This is a genomic window from Microvirga sp. 2MCAF38 (genome assembly GCF_052115485.1).
In the GTDB taxonomy this organism is placed as follows: Bacteria; Pseudomonadota; Alphaproteobacteria; order Rhizobiales; family Beijerinckiaceae; genus Microvirga.
Map to the genome: position 1 here is coordinate 1 of NZ_JBFRGU010000004.1, position 22,100 is coordinate 22,100.

Sequence of the window (22,100 nt, forward strand, 5' to 3'; positions counted from 1 at the left end):
CCGGAATGGCGCAACAATCTGTACAAGTTCGCGGATACAGGCCTGACGACGGATGCGAGCGGCCTGTTCCAGATCGATGCGCAGACGGGCCAGATTACGACGACGCGCGCCGTAGTGGGGACGGATGCCGGCCAGAAGACGCTGCACGTGGTGGCCTATGACGGTTCGCTGGTCGGGCCGACGAAGGACTACGTGTTCACCATTGCGGCCGCCGATGCGCCGGTCAATCACGTCCCCGCGCCCGTTCTTTCAAGTTCCACGGTCCGCGAGCTTGCCGAAGAAGGAGCGACTGTCGGCACGCTGAGTGCGACTGACAGTGACGGAGATAAGTTGACCTATACGTTGGTCGGCGACGGCGCCGGCGGGCGCTTCGCGTTGCAGGAAAATTCGATTGTCGTGGCTAACGGCTACAAGCTCGACCACGAGCAGGCGATATCGCATGACATCACCATTCTTGCCTCAGACGGTAAGGGCGGCATCTCGCAACAAACTCTCACGATTGGTGTTTCCGATTGGAGTCCCGAATCCACCAACGGCTCTGTCTTCGACGATATTTTCAAGGGCGATGCCGGAGACGATATCCTGCGAGGAAATCTCGGCAATGACGCGTTGTATGGTGGGCTGGGCAAAGACCAACTCTTTGGCGATGCCGGAAACGATACGATTTACGGTGGCGCCGGGAACGACCTCCTGACGGGCGGCAGCGGCAAGGATATCTTCGCCTTTGACACCAAGTTGGGCAAAACGAACGTCGATAAGATCGTAGACTATGGTGTGAAAGATGACAGCGTTTGGCTTGATAACGCCATCTTCAAGAAACTCGGTAAGGGCACGTCGTTGAAGCCGGGCAAGCTCAAAAAAGAATTTTTCACCTTTGGCGACAAGGCCCAGGATGCGAATGATTATTTGATCTACGACCCCGCGAAGAAAGCCTTGTACTACGACGCCGATGGTAACGGTGCCGGAAAGGCCGTCGCGATTTTCAAAACGACGAAGGTGGTCAAGTTCAATCACAAAGAATTCTTTATCGTTTAGAGCATGATCAGAACAATTGGAAACCGGTTCTTCGCCCGATCATGCGGCAAGACGGAATCGAGAACTTGATCGCGTTTCAAAGAGACACGATCAAGTTCTAGCCTAACGGACCGAGGCTCATATCGGCCTATCGATTGCCGAAGTTGAGCGTCTGCAAGCGGCCACAGACTCGTTTGTGCGGAACTTGCGATACCTCGCCGCTATGCGGGCAAGGGCGCTCCCGAGACGCATCGGCCCAGTGAGAAAATGGGGGCGCTTTGTGCGATGCTCCACGCGCCTCCCCATTCCTCGCCAGTCGGAACGATTTTCGTTGTGCGGGCTGAGGTTGCAATGGTGAGGAAGACGTACTTACTCGGTTGTCACGACTGGCGGCGGCGCGATACGATCCGCGGCAGCAACACTAACGATACGCTGAAGAGCGGTGCAAGAAATGATATCATCTTTTGGTCCGAAGGTTCCGATAGCATCGACGCCGGCGCGGACCTGGGCGTGATCGACTACAGCAAATCGATGCCGGTATCGGCGCCTGCGGGGGGTGACGTCGGTGTCAAATAGGGAACCTGTCTAACTTCGAGCCCTTTGACTGCAATTTGACTTCCCGTGTCTCGGGCAACTGCGGCATCATGGAACGTCCGTCACCCTCAACTTCCACAACTGCACGACTTATTTTGAAACCAATTTCGGTGGCCATTCTCGAAATGCATTCGGCTAAAGCTGCAGAGCTATACTTCATCGCGGCACCTGTCTGCGTGCAAACCAAAACAACGCTAATCGTGTTCGACGCGTCGATGTCATTGAGCGGTGAAATTGCATATTTTTTGTGGGAATTGATCTTATAGACGAGGCCGGCCTCCATCAAGAACTCCAATGCCCGGTATACGCTGACCGCATTTATCTGGAGCCCACCGGAACTTAGGTGATCGGCAATCTCATAGGCACCGAGGCTCCCATGCATCGCGATCTCACGATAGACCCATTGACGCATTGGCGTAAAGTTGAGTCCCTTTTCAAGGCAAAACTCCCTCGCCTCGCCCAACTGGACGTCTTTCTTCGAGTTTTTGCTCATAACGTTGTCCCGCTTCGACCCAAGTTGCGCTGAGGGTAGTTGTATCGCCAGCTTTTTTGCTTCTTTTCTATGTCCTCAGCCTCTTCGAGGAGTAGCATCAAAATATTCGACTTCGCGCTCTGAGCGGAATTCAGCACACAGAATCCCCACGCCGAAAGCGAGATTAATTGCATCGCAATGTCGCCTGTTTTCAGAATCGAAACATCGGATAACTGCAGACTCGGCCAAAGAGCGACGCCAAGTTCACACAGCACGCATACAAACAAAACGAGAATGCTGGTACGGGGGAAACCGCGAAAAATAATCATCCCCGACGCAATCAACTTCATCAGCAAAAGCAGAGTGGCGAAAGCGGAAAAATTTTCGCTGTCGAGCTGCCCATCGACCGACTTAAATGAAGAAGTCAACGCCGCGCCCCAAAAGCAAATTATAAAAAAGAACAGTCCTGCGACATCGACGGCTTCAGGTTTCGGGTCGGTCTTCTGGCGTTGAATTGCATTCCTAGGAATAGGAGCAGCAATTTGATTGATAGGATAACATTGATCGATACACCGGCCGTTGGCTCGCAATATGTTTAGCACTTCGCGACTCCGTATTTTCGATCGCGAACGAAATATTGTTTCTCGTTCGTATAGTTATTATATGAAAAAGAGAGGATGCCGGCCAACCTCGGCTTTCTTAAGAGCTCACTAATAGCTCGCTAAAAAAATACTAATTGTGTTAGGATATCGCGTGGGGAGGCTCCCGATATTGATCGACGACGACTTGGCGACATTTCTGGCCGGCCCGGCCATGATCATCATCGGTACTGCCGATGACCAGAAGCGAGCCGAAATCGGGCGTTGTGTGGGCGCCGCCGTGGACGCAGGCGCTGACGCTGTTGAGCTCGTACTCTCATCCTGGCAGTGGCCGAGGAGTGTCGAGAATTTGCGAGCGAACGGCCGAGCAGCCGTCACGTTTGTGAGACCGTCCGATTACGTCACCTATCAACTGAAAGGAACCGCTACAATTCGGACGGCCACCGCGGACGACATCGTATCGTCTGAGCGATACACAGCGATGATGAACAGTGTCATGGGAGGTCTCGGATTGGAGGTGGCGTTCATGCCCTGGTTCACGAACCGTGAAGCGGTCGTTGTCCGTCTCGTCGTCGATGCTGTTTATGTGCAGACACCCGGAGCAAAAGCCGGGCAGTTGAAGGACGCTGCCTCGTGACATTGCGCCTTGCTGACTTGAGGACCTGTTTTGAAGGTGTGATTCCTTCGATTGTCGCGACAGTGGACGCGAATGGGACGCCCAACATTTCTTATCTTTCACACGTCGTGATGGTCGACGATCACCACGTAGCGCTGTCCAATCAGTTCTTTTCGAAAACCGCCGCTAATATTAGCGTCAATCCGCGGGCCGCACTCTTGTTGGTTGATGGGCGCTACTATGAAGAGTTTCGACTTGATGTAACTTTTATAGAAGGAATTAGTGCCGGGAATTTGTTTGAACACGTTAGGTCCCAGCTGCACGCGACCAGCGCTCAAGTCGGAATGGCGGGGATCATGGAGCTTCGAGGGCTCGACGTGTATCGCGTCGATGCGATTCATAAGGTTCCTTCTCCTGTCGAGTTGCCCCTGTCATCGGCCGTATCGAAATCGTCTCCATTGGCGAGTGCGGCAATACTCGTAGACGCTATTGCACGGCAAGATGAGGTGGATGACATCGTCGATGCCGTTCTCAACGGTCTGAGCAAGCAGTTCGGATACAAGCACACTTTAATGCTTCTCCACGACGCGTCGCGTGGAGTTTTGACCACTCTGGGAAGCCGTGGTTACGAGTGGACGGGTATTGGATCGGAAGTACCTGTCGGTGAGGGCGTCATTGGCGGAGCCGTATCCGATGGGCGCCTTATAAAAGTGAGTGACATGAGCCGCGTTGAGCGGTTCGCCAATGCGGTTCGTGAATCGTCGGACGACGAGAACGTGAATCGGATGATCGCGTTGCCGGGCATGCCGGACGCCATGAGCCAAATAGGTGTCCCGATGATCGTGCAGGGGACAATCCACGGCGTCCTCTTTGCTGAGAGCAGAGAGCGTCTCGCCTTTACGACTGAAGACGAGGCGGCCCTGACAATTGTTGCGCGCCAGGCAGCGGCTTCTCTGGTTCTGGCGGACAGCTTCGTGGCCGAAGCGCACGCACCCGAACCACCACAGCTGGGTGCTGCGTCGACGGGAAGGCCTTTCCGTGTAACGTATCACGATTTCGATAACAGCGTATTCATCGACAACGACTACATCATCAAGGGCGTTGCGGGCAGATTGCTGATGTTTATGCTCGATGGTTATCAACGGGAGGGGCGAGACGAATTCACAAATCGCGAAATTCGACTTTCGACCGCGCTTCGGTTGCCTGACATCAAGGACAATCTGGAGACGAGACTTCTTCTTCTCCGGCGTCGGCTGGAAGACAAGGAGAGTCCTGTGAAACTCGTTCGCGCCGGCCGCGGTAGAATCCGACTCCAATTGTATGGAACCCCGTTATTAGATCGCGTCGGTTAGTGGCTATCTAAGGAGCTCCAGTTCCCGTGTGCAGGCGAAGCCTTTTTGAGCAACTCGAGGATCGCAGCATCAGCGAATGGTTTGGATATAAAGCTGGCGGCACTCAAAGGTGCAGGCAACTCGCCAGGGTCCGACGCAGACACGAATGCGAAGAGAGTTCCCCGGCGTTGGAGTTCGAGGGCAATATCGAAGGTCTTTCCGCCAATCACGTCGACATCGAGTAGAGCATAATCGAAGTCACGATCGAGCTGGTCTCTGGCAGAACACGTGGAGCTGAAGATACCGACGACCTCATGGCCCTCTGCCTCCACGATCCATTCAAGATTCAACCCAATGAATGGATCGTCCTCTATAATGAGAACCTTCATCCTATGACTCCAGAATCGATCGCGCCCGTGGGCGCAACTGCACGTCGACGTATCGCTTCAGGTAAGCCTTTACTCCGGCCGCTCTAGGGCAGGTCAGCGTGCCCGTGGCATGATTTAGATTACTGAACTGGGTGGTGGTGCGGCTCGTATTCGCGCGCAGCTCAGGCCAGACGACACTATGCGCAGTGTCGGAATTCCATCGGCCACCGATATCGCCGCTCTGCTCGAAGATAACCGTAATAAGACCCTGCCTCTTGAGATGCTTTGCAAGGATCAGGCCTACCGGGCCATTGCCGGATGGAGCAGCGTATTCTAATGTAACGTTAGAACAAGTCGCCATGACTACTTCCTGCAGAAGCGATTTAACTTTCAACTACGCACTTTAGACGATCCTCGGACTCTCGTTCCTAAATGTTTCCTAAAAGGTCCTTTCAAGGTTCCTAATTCCTGGAAATACAAGGCACGGACATTTGGTTCTCGTCGCGACCATCAGCCGAGAGAAGTCCTTTCTAGGGAGTGGATCATACAAAGTGCTCGAGATTCCTCTCTGTCGCCGACGGTGCGACCCAGCTATCCGCATCGACGGTGGAGTCATCCGGTCGAGGGCGAAATGAACAAGGCGCATCTGGCTGCAACTTCTCATCGTCATCGGAGTGTCTCTTCTCGTGGTAATGCCACCTGTGGTGGGACGCGATGAGCGCATCGCATCCGATAGAATCGGCGGAGCTGTGTTCACGGCATTCCTGCCGATGGGCATCATCTGATATTCCAGAAGTACTTCATCGCCTCATTCACATCCTCAGGTAGCAAGGAGTAGCTGGCCAGAAGTTGCTTTACACCATGGTCAGAGCCGAACAGTGATGTCTGACGGCTCAGCGTTTGAATTGGAGATCTGCTATGAAACTCACCCCCGAAGCCAACGGCGTATACGCAATCGCGCCGACGCCCTTCAATGCCGATGGCAGTGTCGACGAGACCTCGCTTGACCGTATGACGGATTTCTATGCCGAGGCTGGCTGCACGGGGATCACGGTTCTGGGCATCATGGGAGAGGCGCCTAAACTCGATGCCGAGGAGGCATTGAAGATCGCTACCCGTGTCATTCGCCGCTCGAAGATTCCAATTGTGATCGGCGTCTCCGCACCGGGCTTTGCCGCCATGAAATCCCTGACGCATCAGGTCATGGCCGCGGGGGCTGCCGGTGTCATGATCGCACCGACCCCGTCTCTGAGGACGGATGATCAGATTGTCGCGTATTTCCGCCAAGCGGTCGAGGCGATCGGTGAGGGTGTACCATGGGTCCTGCAAGATTACCCGCTGACACTGAGCGTCGTCATGACGCCGAATGTGATCAGGCGGATCATCGTGGAAAATCCTTCGTGCGTCATGCTCAAGCACGAAGATTGGCCGGGTCTTGAGAAGATCTCGACGCTACGGGGTTTTCAGAAGGATGGATCCTTGCGACCCATTTCAATTCTGTGTGGCAACGGTGGGCTTTTTCTCGATTTCGAGATGGAGCGCGGTGTAGACGGAGCCATGACGGGATACGCCTTCCCCGACATGCTTGCGGATGTGGTTTCCCTTTCCCAGAAAGGTCGGCGCGATGCCGCGCACGACCTCTTCGATGCACATCTGCCTCTCATGCGTTATGAGCAGCAGCAGGGGATCGGACTTGCCGTCCGCAAATATGTCATGATGCGGCGTGGCATCCTCTCGTCCGATGCTCAGCGCAAGCCCGGTACCGCGCTGACAGTCACGGCAAAGTCTGAGATCGAGTTTCTGCTCTCCCGCGTGGCACGCCACGATCCGCGAGCCAACCTTGCGCCTGTCAAAACCGCTTAAATGATATGTATTGGGTTGAGCTTCGATCTAAAGGTTCTACCGAGGCGACGCCCTACTCGCCGCAACGCTTCGTGTCGTCACGCAAAAGCTTGCGCCGCGAGCGCACCGAGAAGGGTCGCGCTAAGCAGAGCTCCGTCGTGTAGCCCCAAGAGCCATCGCGAAGGGCGGCCGTCCCTGTGAATCCATAGGGTCGTGCCGAGCGTGACCAACGACCAGCCGATGCCGAGGAAAACCGCGGAGACGGAAAAGCCCGCCACCTTGCTCGACAGGGCAAAGACCATTGCGGCGCCGGCCAGAAGCAGCGCGCCGCCGATAACCACGGCGAGCGGTTTCACGGCATTGCGGAAAGTAAGAAGAACGAGCGAGGGGGCATACATCGCCATGACATGCCAGGCGATGGTGCCTGCGACCGCATCGGACAAACCGCAGCCGACCATCGCAATAGGGGTCGCGCCCATAAGCCCCGTCATGACGAACCACGCCAGAGCGCCGATGGCGGTTGGCAGAACAATCGCACGCCAGCCATGCAAGCCTCTCGCTTCATCCGTCGTTTCGCGAATTCGTCGATAGGGCAGGGCTGCGGTGGCGATGAGCGAACCCACATGGGCGAAGGCGGCCGCGGCGGCGAGGCCGACAAATTCGCGCGGCGCTGCAAATGTCTCAGCGGTCACGCCGATGGTCGGCGCGATGAGCCCCGCGACGGTGGCCGCGCCGAACACGATGAGGGTCGCGCTCGTTCCCTTAGCTCCGATGGGCACCGCAGCATGGCGATAGAACAAGCTGAATCCGCTGGCGATTCCGAGCCAAAACGCACCGAGCACCAGAGCACCGAAATGGAAATTCACCAGTGCCCAGACGAGCACCAAACCGCCCCCTGCACCGAGGCTGGCGCCGAGCGAAAAGGCGGCGCGCCGACCGAAGGTATCGAGCAGGAGCGATGCCGGCAAGCTCGCGACGGCCGCTCCCGCGTAGAAGGCCGCGTAAGGCAGGGTCGCGATCCCTTTGCTCGGCGCAAACGCGAGCCCTGCAAGCGGTAGAATGCTTAAAGTAAAGATCTGCGACAGGATCGAAAATGCAAAGGCGATGGCGAGAAGCGCGATGCCGCTGCGATCCGACGATCCTTCGCCGAGTGCGCCGGGTCCGCAAACGCATTCGAGTTGGCCTGCGCGCGGTATCGAGGTGGAAGCCGTCACGGACGGATATCGTCGTCCGAGAGCACGCGCACGGCCGCGCCCTCCACGTCGTCATATTGGCCGCTCTTCAAAGACCACATGAAGGCCGCAAGCCCCGTGAGACCGAGAAGGAGCGCCATGGGAACTAGGTAGATCAACACATCCATGAGGTCAGGCTCCTTGAATGAAAAGTTGGGAGCGACGCGATGCGATCGGCTCTGCCGTGATTGTCTTTCTCCGCGCACGTAACGCGTTCAACGTTACGAGCGTGGACGAGCCGGACATGGCGAGCGCTGCGACGAGCGGTGTGACATAGCCAAGAAAGGCGAGGGGCACGGCGATCATATTATAGATGAGTGCGAGCCAGAGATTTTGCCGCATGAGGCGATGCGCGCGGTTTGCGATCTCGACGGTGTCGAGAACCGGGGCGAGGCGATCTCCGAGAAAGACGGCGTCCGCCTGCGCCTGCGTCAGATCGGCAGCCGAGATTGGGGAGAGCGAGACATGGGCTGCTGCGAGCGCGGGCGCATCGTTGAGCCCATCGCCCACCATCAGCACCTTGCGGCCCTGCGTCTTGAGTTCCTCAAGCACCGCGATCTTGTCGGCGGGCTTTGCACCTCCGCGCCACATGATGATCCCAAGTGCATCGGCAATCGGGGCAACCGCTTCCGGCCTGTCGCCGGAGAGAATGCGACAATCGAGGCCGCTCGCGTGCAAGGCGTCCACAACGGCGACCGCATCGGGGCGCAGCGCCTGACGGACGAGCAGGATAGCGTGTCTGTCGCCCCAGGCGAAAGCAATGAGCGAGCAATCGGGATGGAGCGTCGCTGCCTCACGGGCCTGATGGTCGAGGCCGCAGAAGGTTTGCGAACCGAGTCGCATCTCCGCACCGCCGACGATGGCGCGAACGCCCTGTCCCGGTTCTTCGACGACATCCTCAAATGGGCGATGCGCACCACTCGCCCTGGCCAGCGCTGTCGCGAGGGGGTGGTGGCTCGACTGAGCGATTCGCGTGGCGGCTGCGAGAAGATCGGGCGCGATTTCGGCACTATTGACGATCTGCATATCGGGCAGCGTCAACGTGCCGGTCTTGTCGAAAACGATTGTATCGACGGCTGCAAGTCGCTCCAGAGCGTCGCCTGCATTGAGCAACACGCCAGCGCGGAAGAGCGCGCCGGATGCTACGACTTGAACGACCGGCACTGCGAGCGCCAGCGCGCAGGGGCAGGTGATGATGAGGACGGCGATTGCGGTGATGATGGCATCATGAACGGATGCGCCGGTTGCGATCCAGATCAGTGCCGTCAGCGCCGCCGCCGCATGCACCACGGGCGCATAGGCGCGGGCTACACGGTCGGCGAGCTGTACATAGCGCGACTTCGCCGCTGCCGCATTTCCGAGAAGTCGCTCGACCTCGTCGAGAAGCGTGCCTTGGCCTGCGGCTGCCACGCGCAGCGTCAGCGTGCCATTGTAATTGAGGCTCCCGGCATAGACCTGATCGCCCGCGCGGGTGGCGCGGTGGGTCGTCTCGCCCGTCACGAGGCTCTCGTCGATTTCGGACAAGCCGGAAAGAACGACGCCGTCGACGGCGATGCGTTCGCCCGGGCGCACGAGAACGCGGTCGCCGGCTTTCAGCGCGGCGGTGGGAACGAGGACGATTTCACCTCTCTCGTCCAGTCGGTGCGCGACTTCGGCTCTCAATGAGGCGAGGTTGCCCGCGACGGCGCGGGTTTTGCGACGCATGGACTGATCGAGATAGCGGCCGCAAAGCAGGAAGAACAGCAGCATGACCGCCGAGTCGAAATAGGTGTGCTCGGCATGGTTCAGGGTCTCGAAGACCGACATGGTGAGCGCCAGCAGAATGCCGATAACGATAGGCACGTCCATATTGGTGCGCCGGTTGCGCAGGGCCTTCATCGCGCTTTGGAAGAAGGGCTGTCCGGAATAGGCCACAGTCGGCAGGGCGATGAGAGCGGCGAGCCAATGAAAGAAGTCGCGGGTTTCCGGGGTAATGTCCGTAACGTTACCGGACCAGACCGAGACTGCGAGAAGCATGATGTTCATAGAGGCGAAGCCCGCGACCGCGAGGCATTTCAAAAGCCACTGCGCGCGCCGTGCCTCTTCCTCTTCCACGAGGCGGGACTGGAAGGGATGTGCGCGATAGCCGAGCCGCCGCAGTTCCTCCACCACAGAGGCGGGTGCTAGCTCTCCCTCTTTCCATTCCACGGCAAGGCGGTGGTTGGTGTAGTTGAGACGCGCATCCACCATGCCGGGTAGGCGCAGCACACCGGTCTCGATCTCGTCGATGCAGGCGGCGCAGTCGATGCCCTCGATGGCGAGATCGAGATGCGCCGTTCCGTTGTCTTCGTGCTTGACGAAGATCGAGAGATCGAGGGTTTCGGCCATCGCTTCGCTTCCTGACAATCCTAGAGGCTCTTGACGGTGATGCGGCTCCTGGACTGGAAAACGGTTTCCTCGCCGCGCTTGAGGCCGATCATGAGATCCCATTGGCCCGGGGGAAGCGGCGTGGCGAACTGGAACTGTCCCGGTGCGAAATCGGCGACGTCGAGCGCTACATCGCGGCGCTTGTCCGTCGGGTGGTGGAGCCGCGCGTCGATGGTCAGCCCGCCGAGAGGGCGGCTGTCCGCATCGCGCGCCGTCACCGTCATGCGGGTTTTTACACCGTCCCCTACGAGAATAGCCTCCACTTTCCAATGCAGAGCGTCCTGTGCTTCAGCAGAAGCGACGTCATTCTTGAAGTTCAGACCGGCCTTGTAGGAGCTTTCCGTTTCCACGCCGCCGAACGTCGTGGTCGCGGCGCGGACCATGATCGCGTTCACGGCGAAGACGGTGCCGAAAAAGACGATGAAGCACACCAGAACAGTGCGGCCGGTGAGAGGGCGTGGATGGCGTTGCGGGGCGATGGTGTTTTGCATCGTGTTCACCTCAAGGCGCTTTGAAATGGTCGCTCGCATGGGCGGCTTCGCCGCTGGCGAGATCGGTCAACGTGAAGAGAAGGTTTGTCGAGGACGCGAGCCCATCGTTGTTCGAACTCACGAGGACGCGCGCTTCGAGGGTCTGGTCCGGCTTGACGAGAAGGACGGCACGGCCTTGAGCATCGATCTCTCCGCCGACGATATCGAGTTTCGCGGCCCCGAGCCCCGTGACGATCAGGGTGAAGCGCCTGTCGTCCAGATGCTTGTTGCCCACGCGGATGGTGTAGGCATTGCGGATCGAGCCGTCCGAGAGTCGCACGAACATCGGGTTCCGGTCGTGCAAGACGCTCAGGTCAAGCCGCTCGCGCATGCCGAGCGATGCGACCATGATCGCGCCGACGAGGACGATGAGACCTGCATAGAGCAGCGTACGCGCGCGAACGATACGCCTAACCTCCGGGCGGCCCTCGATCCGCGCCTGCACGTTCATTTCGGTATCGTAGGCGATGAGGCGGGTGGGGCGTCCGATCTTCGCCATCACGCTGTCGCAGGCGTCGATGCAGAGCCCGCATTGAATACAGTCGAGCTGCAGGCCTTTGCGGATATCGACTCCGGTGGGGCAGACTGCGACGCATTGGTTGCAATCTACGCAATCGCCCGCAGGAAGCCTCGCCTTGCGCAGGGCCTCGTTCTTCTTCATGGAGCCGCGCGGCTCGCCGCGATCGCAGCGATAGGTGACGTTGAGGGCGTATTCGTCCGTCAGCGCGGCCTGAATGCGCGGCCACGGGCACATATAGGTACAGACCTGCTCGCGCATGAAACCGGCGAGCGTGTAGGTCGTGAACGTCAGGATACCGATCCAGATATAGGCGATCATCGGTGCCTGGAATGTCGCGAGCTCTTTGACGAGGGTCGGTGCGTCCGCGAAATAGAGCACCCACGCGCCGCCGGTCCACCAAGCGATGAGCAGCCAGATGGAATGCTTCAGCAGGCGCAGTGAAAAGATTTCGAGCCTACGGCCTTCCTTCTCCCGGCGAATGCGGTCGCGCTTTTCGCCTTCGACCAGCCGCTCGATGGAATAGAACAGATCCGTCCACACCGTTTGCGGACAGAGATAGCCGCACCAGATGCGCCCCGCGACCGCATTCATCAGGAACAAGGCAAGGGATGCGAGAATGAGCAGGCCGGTGAGATAATAAACTTCCTGCGGCCAGATCTCGATGAAGAAGAAATAGAAGCGGTTATTGGCGAGATCGACGAGGATCGCCTGTCCCGGCGCATTTGGGCCACGATCCCAGCGAATGAAGGGCAGGAAGTAGTAAATCCCCAACGTGATGGCGAGCACGATCCACTTGATCGTGCGAAAACGCCCCTTTACCGCCTGCGGAAAGATGGCTTTGCGCGCGACGTAGAGCGGGGCCTCGTCATCGTCGGGCGATGACGTCGCGAGGTTGGGGGCGAGGGAAGCGTCAACCATTGATTCCGCCGAAATCGACTCGTTTCGACTTTCGAATAAGGTGATAAACGAAAGTGCGCCTTGATCTGCATCAACGGCAAAACGGCCCGTGGGTGATCACGAGCCGCTTTGTCTTGCAATAATCCGGGGCGTTCTCAGTGCCTCTGATCGCCGCCCAGTGAATGCACGTAGAGCGTCAGGGCCTTGATGGTCGTGTCGTCGAGGCGCTCGTGCCATGCGGGCATCACGCCACCTCGCCCGTTCCAGAGTCCCTCCATGATGGTGGCTTTGTCCGATCCGAAAAGCCAGATCTTGTCGGAGAGGTTTGGGGCGCCAAGCTCCCGATTGCCCTGGCCTTTGTCGCCATGGCAGGCGGCGCAGTTATCGGCAAATATCTTCGCCCCGGCCGCGAGGTCCGCGCCCTTCTCGATGCTTAAGCCAGAGAGCGAACGCACATAATCCGCCACATTCGAGATCTCAGCGCGTTTCAACATACCGTCACGACCGAAGGCAGGCATGGAGCCTTGATGGCTTTTCTCGTTCGTGGAGCGCGCGCCGAAGCGGATCGTCTGCTCGATTTGCGCCAGAGAACCGCCCCAGAGCCAATCGTCGTCATTGAGGTTCGGGTAACTCTTGGCGCCACCGCCACCCGCGCCGTGGCAGGGCGCGCAGTTGTCGCCGAAGGCTGCTTTGCCCTGCGCCCGCGAGAAGGCGAACAACTCGGGATTCTGTTTGATCTCGTCGAGCGAACTCTGCGCAAGTTTCGTCGTCATGCCCGCGCGCAGGATCTTCAACGCATCGAGATCGCCGACGATGGCTTCACGCGATTGCCAGTTGAAGACGCCTCTCGTGTATGAGGCCGCGAGCGGCCAGGCGGGATAGACGACCCAATAGCCGATCGCCCAAACGATCGTGAGATAGAAGGTCCACAGCCACCAGCGCGGGAGTGGGTTATTGAGTTCCGAAATCCCGTCCCAGCTATGCCCGGTTGTCGTGACGCCGGTGACGGCATCGACCTGTTCTTTCGTGTCGTGGGCCATCGATCAATCCTCCCGGAGAGGGATACGCGCAGCGTCTTCGAAACGCTTTTTGCGCGAAGGGGAGAGGGCATAGACGACGACCGCGAGAAAGACGCCGACGAAGTAGAGAAGCCCCCAGGTCTGGGCGAATTCGGCGAGGGATTTGTAGGTTTCGAACATCTCTCACACCTTCAGCGAATGTTCGCCTTGTTGTCGTAGAGTTTAAAGTCGACCTGCGTTCCGAGCATCTGCAGGTAGGCGATGAGAGCATCGGCCTCCGTGATACGCTGAAGATTGCCGTCGAAATCGCGCGACTGCGCCTTGGGATAGCGGGAGGCGAGGGCCGTCGCGTCCGGATCGTCCGTCGTCGCCTGGGTTCTGAGATCCGAGGCCGCCTTCGCGATCATGTCGTCGGTGTAGGGCACGCCGAGGGCGGCCTGAACCTTCATGTCGTCGGTGACGAGAACGGGATCGATTTCTCGCTCGGTGAGCCAGGGGTAGCTCGGCATGATGGAGCCGGGCACCACCGCGCGGGGATCCTTGAGGTGATCGCGGTGCCAATCGTCCGAATACTTATTGCCGACGCGGGCGAGATCAGGACCGGTGCGCTTCGAACCCCACTGGAACGGCCGGTCGTACATGCTCTCGGCCGCGAGTGAGTAATGGCCGTAGCGTTCCACCTCGTCGCGTAAGGGACGGATCATCTGGCTATGGCAGTTGTAGCAACCTTCGCGGACATAGACGTTGCGTCCGGCCAGTTCGAGCGGCGTGTAGGGCCGTACGCCCTCCACCTTCTCGATGGTGCTCTTCAGATAGAAGAGCGGCACGATTTCCACGAGACCGCCGATGGAGATCACGATCAGCACGCCGATGACGAGGATGATCGAGTTGGTCTCGAAGATTTTGTGACGGGACCAGAGAGACATGATCGGTTCCTTTATTCCGCGGCCACGAGAGCCGGCTCGGCGGCATCGACGGTGATGTCCTTTGCGGCGGTGATCGTCTTCCAGACGTTCCAGGCCATGATCAGGCTGCCGCCGACGAAGAGTGCGCCGCCAAGAGCACGGATGACGTAGAAAGGATGCATGGCCTCGACCGTTTCGATGAAGGAGTATTCAAGGAAGCCGAGGCTGGTGTAGGCGCGCCACATGAGGCCTTGCAGGATGCCAGCGACCCACATCGACGTGATGTAGAGAACGATGCCGAGCGTCGAGATCCAGAAGTGCCAGCTCACGGCCTTCTCGGAATAGAGGCGCTCCTTATTCCACAGCCACGGAACGAGGCAGTAGATCGCGCCGAAGGACACATAGGCGACCCAGCCGAGCGCGCCGGAATGGACGTGCCCGATGGTCCAGTCGGTATAGTGCGAGAGCGAGTTCACCGCTTTCACCGACATGAGGGGACCCTCGAAGGTGGACATGCCGTAGAAGGCGACCGACACGACCATGAGGCGTAACACCGGATCGGTGCGCAGCTTGTCCCATGCGCCGGAGAGCGTCATGAGGCCATTGATCATGCCGCCCCAGGAGGGCATCCACAGCATGATCGAGAAGGTCATGCCGAGCGTCTGCGCCCAGTCGGGCAGGGCGGTGTAGTGCAGGTGGTGCGGACCGGCCCAGATATAGAGGAAGATCAACGCCCAGAAGTGGATGATCGACAGCCGGTAGGAATAGACCGGACGTTCGGCCCGCTTCGGGATGAAGTAGTACATGATGGCGAGGAAGCCGGCGGTGAGGAAGAAGCCCACCGCGTTGTGACCGTACCACCACTGCACCATGGCGTCTTGAACGCCCGCCCAGACGATGTAGCTCTTGGGCGAGAATATCGAGACCGGGATCGCCGCGTTGTTGCCGAGATGCAAAACCGCGATGGTCAGGATGAAGGCGAGGTAGAACCAGTTCGCCACGTAGATATGCGGCTCCTTGCGGCGCATGATCGTGCCGAGGAAGACCAGAAAATATGTGACCCAGACAATGGTGAGCCACAGATCCGCATACCATTCGGGCTCTGCATATTCCTTGCCCTGCGTGATGCCGAGCAAATAGCCCGTGCCCGCGATGACGATGAAGAAATTGTAGCCCAGCACCACGAACCAGGGCGCGATATCGCCGACGAGACGTGCCCGGCAGGTGCGTTGCACCACGTAGAACGAGGTCGCGATCAGCACATTGCCGCCGAAGGCGAAGATGACCGCCGACGTGTGCAGCGGGCGCATGCGTCCGAAGGAGAGCCATGCCGTGTCGAAGTTCAGCGCCGGAAAGGCGAGCTGCGAAGCGATGAGAAGGCCGATGGTGAAACCGGCAATGCCCCAGAACACGGAAATGAGCGTGGCGAATTTCACGGGGCCCATATTGTAGTTGGGCTTGCCGTTGATCGTGAGCGGCGGCAAGTCGAGCGGACGGTCATAATACCTGTCCACGATCTTGAAGACCGCCCAACCGCTGGCCGCGGCGAACAGGTAGGCGTGGAACGCATATTCCGGCGTATGGGCCTTCGCTGCGATGACGATGCAGAGCATTGCCAGCGCCGCGAAGGCGAGGGCGGAGCCCGCCTCGCCGAAGGTCATGCTTTTTGGGGATGTTGCCGCGTGAGCCATGGGCCTCGAACCTTCTTCCAAAGGCGAGGCACTAGCTTCACCCTTGAGACGAGGCTCTAAGGGCAGAATCCGGGCACGGCATTGATGTAGGTCAAATGGCGGGCGGCGTTCCTTTGCGGTCGTCTCCGCCCTCGCAGCAGCCCTATTTGGTCGCCAGCGCCTTGATCTGCGGGAGATTGGTGAGGCGCACGCCGTCCGGAACGACGACGATGGCGCCGCTTTTTGCGAGCTTCGAGAAGGTCCGGCTGACAGTCTCGATGGTGAGGCCGAGGAAATCCGCGATGTCCTGCCGGCTCATGGGGAGGGGCAGGGTGATCGAGGTGTGACCGATTCTGGCGAAACGCTCGACCAGGCTCATGAGAAAGGCCGCGATGCGCTCATCCGCCGTGCGGCGGCCGAGGAGAACCATCTGATCCTGGGCGAGGCTGAGTTCGTGACTGGCGAATTCGTGCAGCCGGCGCAGAAGGTGCGGCTTGCGATCCAGGAACGTCGTGAATGTACTGCGCGCGAAGCGACAAACCTTGGTGTCTGTGACTGCATCCGCCGAGACGCCGTAATGATCGAGCAGGGCAAGCCCGAGGAAGTCGCCGGCAAGCGCGAAACCCACGATCTGGCGACGACCGTCGGGCAGGAGCTTGTAGAGCCGCACCACGCCTTCGGTGATATTGAACACCGCGTTTGCCGGCTCGTCCTGGGAGAACAGGGTGGTCTTGGCGGCATAGGTGGTCGGGTGGCTCAAGGAGTCGATTTCGGACAGCTCTTGCGGCTCCAAGGCCGAGCAGACACTGATTCCCCGCACCCGGCAATCGGTGCAGGAATTCACGTTAGCTCCATGCGGGCAGCCCGACTCGGGCCCTGAAGAATGCGTCCGCTGTGTTGCCGTTCCAGTTCGCTCCAAGGTGACCTTACTCCTGTCCGCGGCCTTAGTAGCACAATTTATCGGACAAGGTTCAACCTGCGTGCACACTTGACCTGCATCAATGTCGCGGATCTCGCCACGTGAGATGGTGCCGCTTCTTTGGACAATTATTTGGGCATGCAGGATCTGTTTCACGTCGCTCCCCTGTCACCGAAAGAGGCACATCTGGCTTATCCGCTAGTCCAGATGTTCGACCCCGGAGTGGCTTTGCAGGATTGGCTGGCTTTCGCTCGCCGCCTCGCCCGGCGCAAGCCTGAGCAGAACGGACTCATGACTGTGCGCGACAGGCGCGGGGTGATGCACGCCCTCTTCGCCTACGCAGTGGAGCAGGATCGCCGTTCCAATGCGTGCCTGCGCGTGACTGATCTCATTGTCGGGCGGCTGCCCGGCGCGGAGGTGAATGAAAAAGTGCTCTCCGGCGTGCAGGAGCTGGCTGACCGGTTCGCTTGCAAGGTTGTGTTGATCGACGTACCCGTCTTGCCGGGAAATGCGCAGGTCCTTTCCACCATGGAGGGCATGGCGGTCCCCAACTTCGCGCCGATCGCGATCACCTTTTCCGGCCGTAGTCGGCGTCGGGAAGTGGAAGACGATGAGCGAGCATCTTCCATTATCCATCACGACTGACAAGCTGCCGTCCTAATCGAAGGCGGTCCATGCTTGAGGTCTCAATTCCAACGAGGCTCGCGGCGCATATTCAATGCCATTTTCGGCGCGCAACAATCATACGGTTATGGCTTCAATGAGCTGGTGCGTGCTTGCAATGGTGGCTACTTCGGCCTTTACGCGCCGCAGGATTTCAATGGCCATCGGTGTCAAAGTCCGCCCTCGTCGAGAAATAACGTAGACGTGACGCCATGCGATCGGATCGTTGAGGGCTCGGAAGCGAAGAGTCTGGTTTCGATTGTTCTCGATAGAGAGCGCGGGGGCGGTCGTTATGCCGATCCCACTTTCCAGAAGGGCCCATAAGGTCGTGTTCGTTGAAACCTCGAACCGAGGGGCGATGACGGACTGAGGAAGATGGGAGATCTGGCGAATGATGGGGCCGGTTGCGGTGTCTGATGTCAGGCCAACGAAGTCATATCCATTCAGATCAGCCCATTTCAGGGCCTTCTTGGACTTGATCAGCGGGTGATCGTTGCGCGCGAGAAGTCCCATCTGATCGTGAAACAGGGGACTGAATTCAAGATCCGTGTCTTCTTCGTCCTTACTCCCGAATCCGAAATCGACCTCGTTCTGCCTCACGCGGCGGCGGACATCCGCCGAATTGCCGTCGCGAAGCTGAACATGAAGACCTGGATAGGCGGACAAAAGCCCGCCGAGAACACGCGGCATGATCCGTGTCGCGACCGAATGGACGACGGCGATTCCAACGCGCCCCTTGCGCGCCGACGCTGTGACTCGGATGTTCTCAAGAGCAAGATCGAAATCGACGATGAGACGTTCCGCGACAGGAAGGAAATCTTCTCCTTCGGGAGTTAGAAGGACATTTCGAGTTGTCCGATCGAACAAGTTGCACCCCACAATGTCTTCCAATTGTTGAATAGTCATCGTCAACGACGGCTGCGATGCATGAAGTGCGATGGCGGCACGAGTGAAGCTGCGATGCTGGGCGAGGCTTAAAAAAGCCCGTAGATGCTTTATCGTTACATTATAGTTTGCGCGCGAATGCACGTTCGTTTCGCTTGATGGTATTTTTTGCATCATGCCTCCATCCAGTTGCTGAAAAAATCAATTTATAAAGAGATCAAATTAATCACCTAAACATTTCAATTTGAATAATTCGTCGGCGTCAAGTTTCAATGAACGTAACGGAATGCGCGTTCGGCAAGCCGATTGCAGACGTTCCGCTCGAAGAGGGAACTGAGATGCTGAATTATATGACTGCCCGCCGCACGGCGGTTGCTTTGGCGTCTGCGTTATTATTGGCGCCCGTAGGATTGTCCACCTCAGCTTCCGCTGCGGCGATCGTGATTGGATCCGAAGGCGCCGTGCCGCCGCTCGATCCCCACCGGATGACCGGGACTCCCGGTCTCAGAGTGATCGACGCCATCTTTGATCCGCTTATTCGTGAAGATCTCAGTAAGCCGACGGAAGTAGCGCCCGAATTGGTCGGCGCCCTCGCCGAATCCTGGTCCGTATCCCCGGACGGCCTCACCTATACGCTGAAGCTTCGTCAGGGTGTTACGTTCCACGATGGAAAGCCCGTCGACGCGGCCGCAGTGCAGTTGAACTTCAGCCGCATGATGGACAAGGACTCGCCCGTATATGACACGCGTGCGAGCGGGAACATGACGTTCCTAACGAGGTGGATCAAAAGCACTTCGGTTGTCGATGCATCAACATTTCAGATCGTCCTCAAGGAGCCGTTCTCCGGGTTGCCCCGTCTGTTGAGTGATCGCCGCGCCAGCATCGTCAGCCCGAGCGCGCTCGAGCAGAACAAGGGCGATCAGCTCGGCCTTCGCCCTGTCGGCACGGGTCCATTCACGCTTCAGGCATTCCAGCAGGGGCAGCAACTCAATCTGTCTCGCAATTCTTCCTACTGGGGCCACAAGCCTGGTGTCGATCAGATCGTCATCCGTCCGGTTACCGATCCAACGGCCATGGCGATCGGAATGCAGACGGGACAGATCGACATCATTCCAAGTGCAAGTTCGCAACAGGTCGCTCAGCTGAAGGTCGATCCGAGCTTGCAGGTTCAGTATCCCGAGCCCGCCAATCAATATTTCGTGCGCCTTAACACCCGCTCGGAGTTGACCAAGAATCCGTTGTTCCGCCAGGCGCTCAATCATGCAGTCAATCGTGACAGCCTGGCAGCGTTGCTCGATGGCCAAGTCACGCCTGCAATGGGACCCGTTCCGCTCGGCAATGAATTGCCACGCGACCGGGCGGCCAATCCATACCGCTACGATCCGACGAAAGCGAAGGAACTCCTGAGTGCAGCCGGGATCTCAACGCCGGTTGTCCTCAAACTCCTGGCGCCGAACAGCGGACCGGGCTTCGGGCAGGCGGCCCAGATTATCGCGCTGCTGCAGCAGGACCTGAAAGCTGTCGGCATCAACCTGCAGCCGCAGTTCCTGGAATTTGCAACGCTCGTGACGACCGAGGGCCCAGGCTACAAGGATGATGTGCAAGGCTCCTTCAACGGATGGACGACCGGCGCCGATAGCACCTACTGGCTGGAGCGCATGTTCAGCGGTTCGCAACAACCGCCAGGCGGCGTGAATCGCGGTTGGTATAACAACCCCGGAGTCGACAATCTCTTTACAGCTGCGCGGGCGGAACCCGACGAGGCCAAGCGGAACGACCTCTATCGCCAGGCCGCGGATCTGATTGCGAAGGATGCCCCCTGGATCTTTCTCTATCAGGACAAGCTGCCGCGAATTCTCCGCGCGCGTGTCACGGGTGTCGTTCCGGCCCGCTCCGTCTTCTTCGACTACTCAAGGATTGGGGTGCGCTGACATCCCAGTTGTCCAACGTTCTTCCAGAAATTCAAGAGAGGAGTCTGTCACATGATGCTGGGTTGGCGCGCACGGATTGGCCAGATGAGGCCTGCCACCGCAATCGAGGGTGCCGAGGAGTGGCGTAGCGTTGCGCCTGTGGGAGTCGCATTCGCCGATGCGCGCACGATCGTGCCGCGTGTGGACGATGAAGGCCTGAAGGTCATGATGAGCCAAGTGCTCGAAGCTTCACGCCAGCTCGCGACGGCCAAGGTCGATCTGATCGTTCAATGTGGCGCACCAGGGACCTTCCTGCGTGGCCTAGGCCACGACGAAGAGGTCTGCGCTCAGATCAAGGAAACCACGGGCATCCCCGCCATCACGATGATGGGCGCCCAGATGGATGCTCTGAAGGCGCTCGGTGCCAAGACTGTGGCTGTCGCAACCATCTATTCCGATGAGGTCAACCGGAAGATGGCGAGTTACATGGAGGCCTACGGTTTCTCCGTGAAGTCGATGGTCGGGCTCCAGATCACGGACCCGTTCGAGGCCAGCGTTCACGATGCCGACAGTGCCTACCGGCTCGGCAAGCAGGCGCTCAAGGAAGCAGGCAACGCTGACGCGATTCTCATCTCGTGCGGCACCTATCGCACCTTCGCGACGCTGCCTTACCTGGAGATGGACACGCGCACCCCGGTGGTATCGAGCAATCAAGCAACGCTCTGGCGCGCCTTGCGGGCCTGCGGGTTGCCCGACCAGATCCCCAATCTCGGGAAGCTTTGGACCGTAGCCTGATTTCGGCTCACTGAGGGAACGAGCGATGACAGCGATCACGCAAGCAGCTCCAGTCACGAAACGCGTTAGCAGCGCGCTCTTGAAGCGCGTGTTGTCGAATGCCTCCCTGACTGTCGGTCTCGCAATCATCGCTATCATCATCGTTCTGGCCCTCTTTGCCGATTGGATCGCGCCATTCGATCCCCTTCATGTGGGTCCTTTGGCGCGATACCAGAGTCCCTTCTCCGGTTGGCATATCCTGGGAACGGACGAGCTCGGTCGGGATATTCTCAGCCGTCTGATTTATGGCGCACGCTTCGCGCTGCTTGTCGCAATTCTTCCCACAGTGATCGCTCTTTTGATCGGCGGCGCGATCGGGCTTTCCGCCGGGTATATCGGCGGGGTCTGGGATAGCGTGGTCATGCGCGTCTTCGACGTCATGTTTGCCTTCCCGGGTATTCTTCTCGCACTCGGCATCAGCGCCGCTCTCGGCCCCGGCCTCAGCTCGATGATCATTGCAATGATCGTTGTCACGATCCCCGCCTTTGGACGCATTGTCCGTGGTGTGGCGCTGGGGATCAAGGAGGAGCTCTACATCGAAGCGGCACGCACGCTCGGCTACAGCCATACGCGCATTGCCCTCCGCCACATCCTGCCTAACGTCCTCGGACCTGCAGTCGTGTACGGAACGTTGCAAACCGGGCGTAACGTAATTCTCTCCGCCAGCTTGAGCTTTCTCGGTCTCGGCCCGCAGCCTCCGACGCCAGAGTGGGGGCAGATGCTCTCAAGTGGAAGAACTGCCATCGCAACGGCAGCGCATGTGGCAACAATTCCCGGACTGGCGATTGTCTTCCTTGCCGTCGGGTTCAACCTGATCGGCGACGCCGCGCGGGACATGCTGGATCCCCGATTCACCAAGGATCGGAGCTGACCA

24 protein-coding genes are annotated in these 22,100 nt (G+C 58.8%); 9 read left to right on the forward strand and 15 right to left on the reverse strand.

Annotation, left to right across the window (positions count from 1 at the left end; all coding sequences use genetic code 11):
* A partial coding sequence (locus AB4072_RS09005; protein WP_441967288.1) for a cadherin domain-containing protein occupies positions 1–1,035 on the forward strand: 1,035 nt, incomplete at its 5' end.
* 547 nt (positions 1,036–1,582) lie between these two features.
* On the opposite strand, the gene AB4072_RS09010 is transcribed toward AB4072_RS09005, so the two are convergent.
* Positions 1,583–2,101, reverse strand: coding sequence for a Fur family transcriptional regulator (locus tag AB4072_RS09010; protein WP_441967290.1), 519 nt, complete (start codon positions 2,099–2,101; stop codon positions 1,583–1,585).
* Positions 2,098–2,682: a hypothetical protein gene (locus AB4072_RS09015; RefSeq protein ID WP_441967292.1), complete on the reverse strand. Its 585-nt coding sequence runs from the start codon at positions 2,680–2,682 to the stop codon at positions 2,098–2,100. The genes AB4072_RS09010 and AB4072_RS09015 overlap by 4 nt, the downstream gene beginning before the upstream one ends.
* 169 nt (positions 2,683–2,851) lie before the next feature.
* Between AB4072_RS09015 and AB4072_RS09020 the strand changes: the two genes are divergently transcribed.
* Together AB4072_RS09020 and AB4072_RS09025 are read left to right on the forward strand one after the other, a co-directional pair.
* Complete coding sequence (locus tag AB4072_RS09020) at positions 2,852–3,316, forward strand: pyridoxamine 5'-phosphate oxidase family protein (RefSeq protein WP_441967294.1); 465 nt, start codon at positions 2,852–2,854, stop codon at positions 3,314–3,316.
* A complete protein-coding gene (locus AB4072_RS09025) occupies positions 3,313–4,647 on the forward strand; it encodes a GAF domain-containing protein (RefSeq protein ID WP_441967296.1) in 1,335 nt (444 codons plus the stop codon). The genes AB4072_RS09020 and AB4072_RS09025 overlap by 4 nt, the downstream gene beginning before the upstream one ends.
* Here AB4072_RS09025 and AB4072_RS09030 read toward each other — a convergent pair.
* Both AB4072_RS09030 and AB4072_RS09035 read right to left on the reverse strand, forming a co-directional pair.
* Positions 4,644–5,015, reverse strand: coding sequence for a hypothetical protein (locus tag AB4072_RS09030; RefSeq protein WP_441967297.1), 372 nt, complete (start codon positions 5,013–5,015; stop codon positions 4,644–4,646). The genes AB4072_RS09025 and AB4072_RS09030 overlap by 4 nt on opposite strands.
* 1 nt (position 5,016) lies before the next feature.
* On the reverse strand, positions 5,017–5,256 hold the full coding sequence (locus tag AB4072_RS09035) for a hypothetical protein (protein WP_441968077.1): 240 nt from the start codon (positions 5,254–5,256) through the stop codon (positions 5,017–5,019).
* On the opposite strand from AB4072_RS09035, the gene AB4072_RS09040 reads away from it, so the two are divergent.
* The gene (locus tag AB4072_RS09040) at positions 5,194–5,331 is read left to right on the forward strand and encodes a hypothetical protein (RefSeq protein ID WP_441968094.1); all 138 of its coding nucleotides are present in this window, start codon (positions 5,194–5,196) and stop codon (positions 5,329–5,331) included. The genes AB4072_RS09035 and AB4072_RS09040 overlap by 63 nt on opposite strands.
* 581 nt (positions 5,332–5,912) lie before the next feature.
* Positions 5,913–6,857, forward strand: coding sequence for a dihydrodipicolinate synthase family protein (locus tag AB4072_RS09045; protein ID WP_441967299.1), 945 nt, complete (start codon positions 5,913–5,915; stop codon positions 6,855–6,857).
* A 77-nt stretch (positions 6,858–6,934) separates the two neighbouring features.
* Here the strand turns inward: AB4072_RS09045 and AB4072_RS09050 are convergent, their stop codons facing one another.
* The 10 genes from AB4072_RS09050 to AB4072_RS09095 form a co-directional block, all read right to left on the reverse strand.
* Positions 6,935–8,050 carry a hypothetical protein gene (locus tag AB4072_RS09050; RefSeq protein ID WP_441967301.1) on the reverse strand — a complete coding sequence of 372 codons (1,116 nt, stop codon included), beginning with the start codon at positions 8,048–8,050 and terminating at the stop codon, positions 6,935–6,937.
* A complete protein-coding gene (gene ccoS, locus AB4072_RS09055; protein ID WP_441967303.1) occupies positions 8,047–8,196 on the reverse strand; it encodes a cbb3-type cytochrome oxidase assembly protein CcoS in 150 nt (49 codons plus the stop codon). Before ccoS ends, AB4072_RS09050 begins: the two co-directional genes overlap by 4 nt.
* Before the next feature lie 4 nt (positions 8,197–8,200).
* Positions 8,201–10,435: a heavy metal translocating P-type ATPase gene (locus AB4072_RS09060; protein ID WP_441967305.1), complete on the reverse strand. Its 2,235-nt coding sequence runs from the start codon at positions 10,433–10,435 to the stop codon at positions 8,201–8,203.
* Between the two features lie 20 nt (positions 10,436–10,455).
* Positions 10,456–10,965 carry a FixH family protein gene (locus AB4072_RS09065; protein WP_441967307.1) on the reverse strand — a complete coding sequence of 170 codons (510 nt, stop codon included), beginning with the start codon at positions 10,963–10,965 and terminating at the stop codon, positions 10,456–10,458.
* Positions 10,966–10,975: 10 nt separating this feature from the next.
* Entirely contained in the window at positions 10,976–12,442 is a 1,467-nt protein-coding gene (gene ccoG, locus AB4072_RS09070; RefSeq protein WP_441967309.1) for a cytochrome c oxidase accessory protein CcoG, read from the reverse strand.
* A gap of 134 nt (positions 12,443–12,576) precedes the next feature.
* On the reverse strand, positions 12,577–13,461 hold the full coding sequence (gene ccoP, locus AB4072_RS09075; protein WP_441967310.1) for a cytochrome-c oxidase, cbb3-type subunit III: 885 nt from the start codon (positions 13,459–13,461) through the stop codon (positions 12,577–12,579).
* 3 nt (positions 13,462–13,464) lie between these two features.
* Positions 13,465–13,620, reverse strand: coding sequence for a cbb3-type cytochrome c oxidase subunit 3 (locus AB4072_RS09080; protein WP_441967312.1), 156 nt, complete (start codon positions 13,618–13,620; stop codon positions 13,465–13,467).
* 11 nt (positions 13,621–13,631) lie between these two features.
* Complete coding sequence (gene ccoO / locus AB4072_RS09085) at positions 13,632–14,366, reverse strand: cytochrome-c oxidase, cbb3-type subunit II (RefSeq protein WP_441967313.1); 735 nt, start codon at positions 14,364–14,366, stop codon at positions 13,632–13,634.
* Positions 14,367–14,377: 11 nt separating this feature from the next.
* Positions 14,378–16,036, reverse strand: a complete 1,659-nt coding sequence (gene ccoN, locus AB4072_RS09090) for a cytochrome-c oxidase, cbb3-type subunit I (RefSeq protein WP_441967315.1) — start codon at positions 16,034–16,036, stop codon at positions 14,378–14,380.
* 142 nt (positions 16,037–16,178) lie between these two features.
* Complete coding sequence (locus tag AB4072_RS09095; RefSeq protein ID WP_441967316.1) at positions 16,179–16,859, reverse strand: Crp/Fnr family transcriptional regulator; 681 nt, start codon at positions 16,857–16,859, stop codon at positions 16,179–16,181.
* 195 nt (positions 16,860–17,054) lie between these two features.
* Between AB4072_RS09095 and AB4072_RS09100 the strand changes: the two genes are divergently transcribed.
* On the forward strand, positions 17,055–17,579 hold the full coding sequence (locus tag AB4072_RS09100; protein ID WP_441967318.1) for a hypothetical protein: 525 nt from the start codon (positions 17,055–17,057) through the stop codon (positions 17,577–17,579).
* 96 nt (positions 17,580–17,675) lie between these two features.
* On the opposite strand, the gene AB4072_RS09105 is transcribed toward AB4072_RS09100, so the two are convergent.
* On the reverse strand, positions 17,676–18,659 hold the full coding sequence (locus AB4072_RS09105; protein WP_441967320.1) for a LysR family transcriptional regulator: 984 nt from the start codon (positions 18,657–18,659) through the stop codon (positions 17,676–17,678).
* Between the two features lie 161 nt (positions 18,660–18,820).
* Between AB4072_RS09105 and AB4072_RS09110 the strand changes: the two genes are divergently transcribed.
* Genes AB4072_RS09110 through AB4072_RS09120 form a run of 3 tightly spaced genes read left to right on the forward strand, consistent with a single transcriptional unit; the run spans position 18,821 to position 22,097 of the window.
* Complete coding sequence (locus tag AB4072_RS09110) at positions 18,821–20,413, forward strand: ABC transporter substrate-binding protein (protein ID WP_441967321.1); 1,593 nt, start codon at positions 18,821–18,823, stop codon at positions 20,411–20,413.
* A gap of 51 nt (positions 20,414–20,464) precedes the next feature.
* The gene (locus tag AB4072_RS09115) at positions 20,465–21,187 is read left to right on the forward strand and encodes a maleate cis-trans isomerase family protein (protein WP_441967322.1); all 723 of its coding nucleotides are present in this window, start codon (positions 20,465–20,467) and stop codon (positions 21,185–21,187) included.
* A gap of 25 nt (positions 21,188–21,212) precedes the next feature.
* On the forward strand, positions 21,213–22,097 hold the full coding sequence (locus AB4072_RS09120; RefSeq protein WP_441967324.1) for an ABC transporter permease: 885 nt from the start codon (positions 21,213–21,215) through the stop codon (positions 22,095–22,097).
* The last annotated feature ends 3 nt before the right edge of the window (positions 22,098–22,100 follow it).

Bases quoted from the DNA above. Each gene is read 5' to 3' on its own strand.
- AB4072_RS09010 (WP_441967290.1), bottom strand. From the start codon at position 2,101: ATGAGCAAAAACTCGAAGAAAGACGTCCAGTTGGGCGAGGCGAGGGAG.
- AB4072_RS09030 (WP_441967297.1), bottom strand. From the start codon at position 5,015: ATGAAGGTTCTCATTATAGAGGACGATCCATTCATTGGGTTGAATCTT.
- AB4072_RS09040 (WP_441968094.1), top strand. From the start codon at position 5,194: ATGCGCAGTGTCGGAATTCCATCGGCCACCGATATCGCCGCTCTGCTC.
- AB4072_RS09045 (WP_441967299.1), top strand. From the start codon at position 5,913: ATGAAACTCACCCCCGAAGCCAACGGCGTATACGCAATCGCGCCGACG.
- ccoS (WP_441967303.1), bottom strand. From the start codon at position 8,196: ATGGATGTGTTGATCTACCTAGTTCCCATGGCGCTCCTTCTCGGTCTC.
- AB4072_RS09060 (WP_441967305.1), bottom strand. From the start codon at position 10,435: ATGGCCGAAACCCTCGATCTCTCGATCTTCGTCAAGCACGAAGACAAC.
- AB4072_RS09065 (WP_441967307.1), bottom strand. From the start codon at position 10,965: ATGCAAAACACCATCGCCCCGCAACGCCATCCACGCCCTCTCACCGGC.
- ccoG (WP_441967309.1), bottom strand. From the start codon at position 12,442: ATGGTTGACGCTTCCCTCGCCCCCAACCTCGCGACGTCATCGCCCGAC.
- ccoP (WP_441967310.1), bottom strand. From the start codon at position 13,461: ATGGCCCACGACACGAAAGAACAGGTCGATGCCGTCACCGGCGTCACG.
- AB4072_RS09080 (WP_441967312.1), bottom strand. From the start codon at position 13,620: ATGTTCGAAACCTACAAATCCCTCGCCGAATTCGCCCAGACCTGGGGG.
- ccoO (WP_441967313.1), bottom strand. From the start codon at position 14,366: ATGTCTCTCTGGTCCCGTCACAAAATCTTCGAGACCAACTCGATCATC.
- ccoN (WP_441967315.1), bottom strand. From the start codon at position 16,036: ATGGCTCACGCGGCAACATCCCCAAAAAGCATGACCTTCGGCGAGGCG.
- AB4072_RS09105 (WP_441967320.1), bottom strand. From the start codon at position 18,659: ATGATGCAAAAAATACCATCAAGCGAAACGAACGTGCATTCGCGCGCA.
- AB4072_RS09110 (WP_441967321.1), top strand. From the start codon at position 18,821: ATGCTGAATTATATGACTGCCCGCCGCACGGCGGTTGCTTTGGCGTCT.
- AB4072_RS09115 (WP_441967322.1), top strand. From the start codon at position 20,465: ATGATGCTGGGTTGGCGCGCACGGATTGGCCAGATGAGGCCTGCCACC.
- AB4072_RS09120 (WP_441967324.1), top strand. From the start codon at position 21,213: ATGACAGCGATCACGCAAGCAGCTCCAGTCACGAAACGCGTTAGCAGC.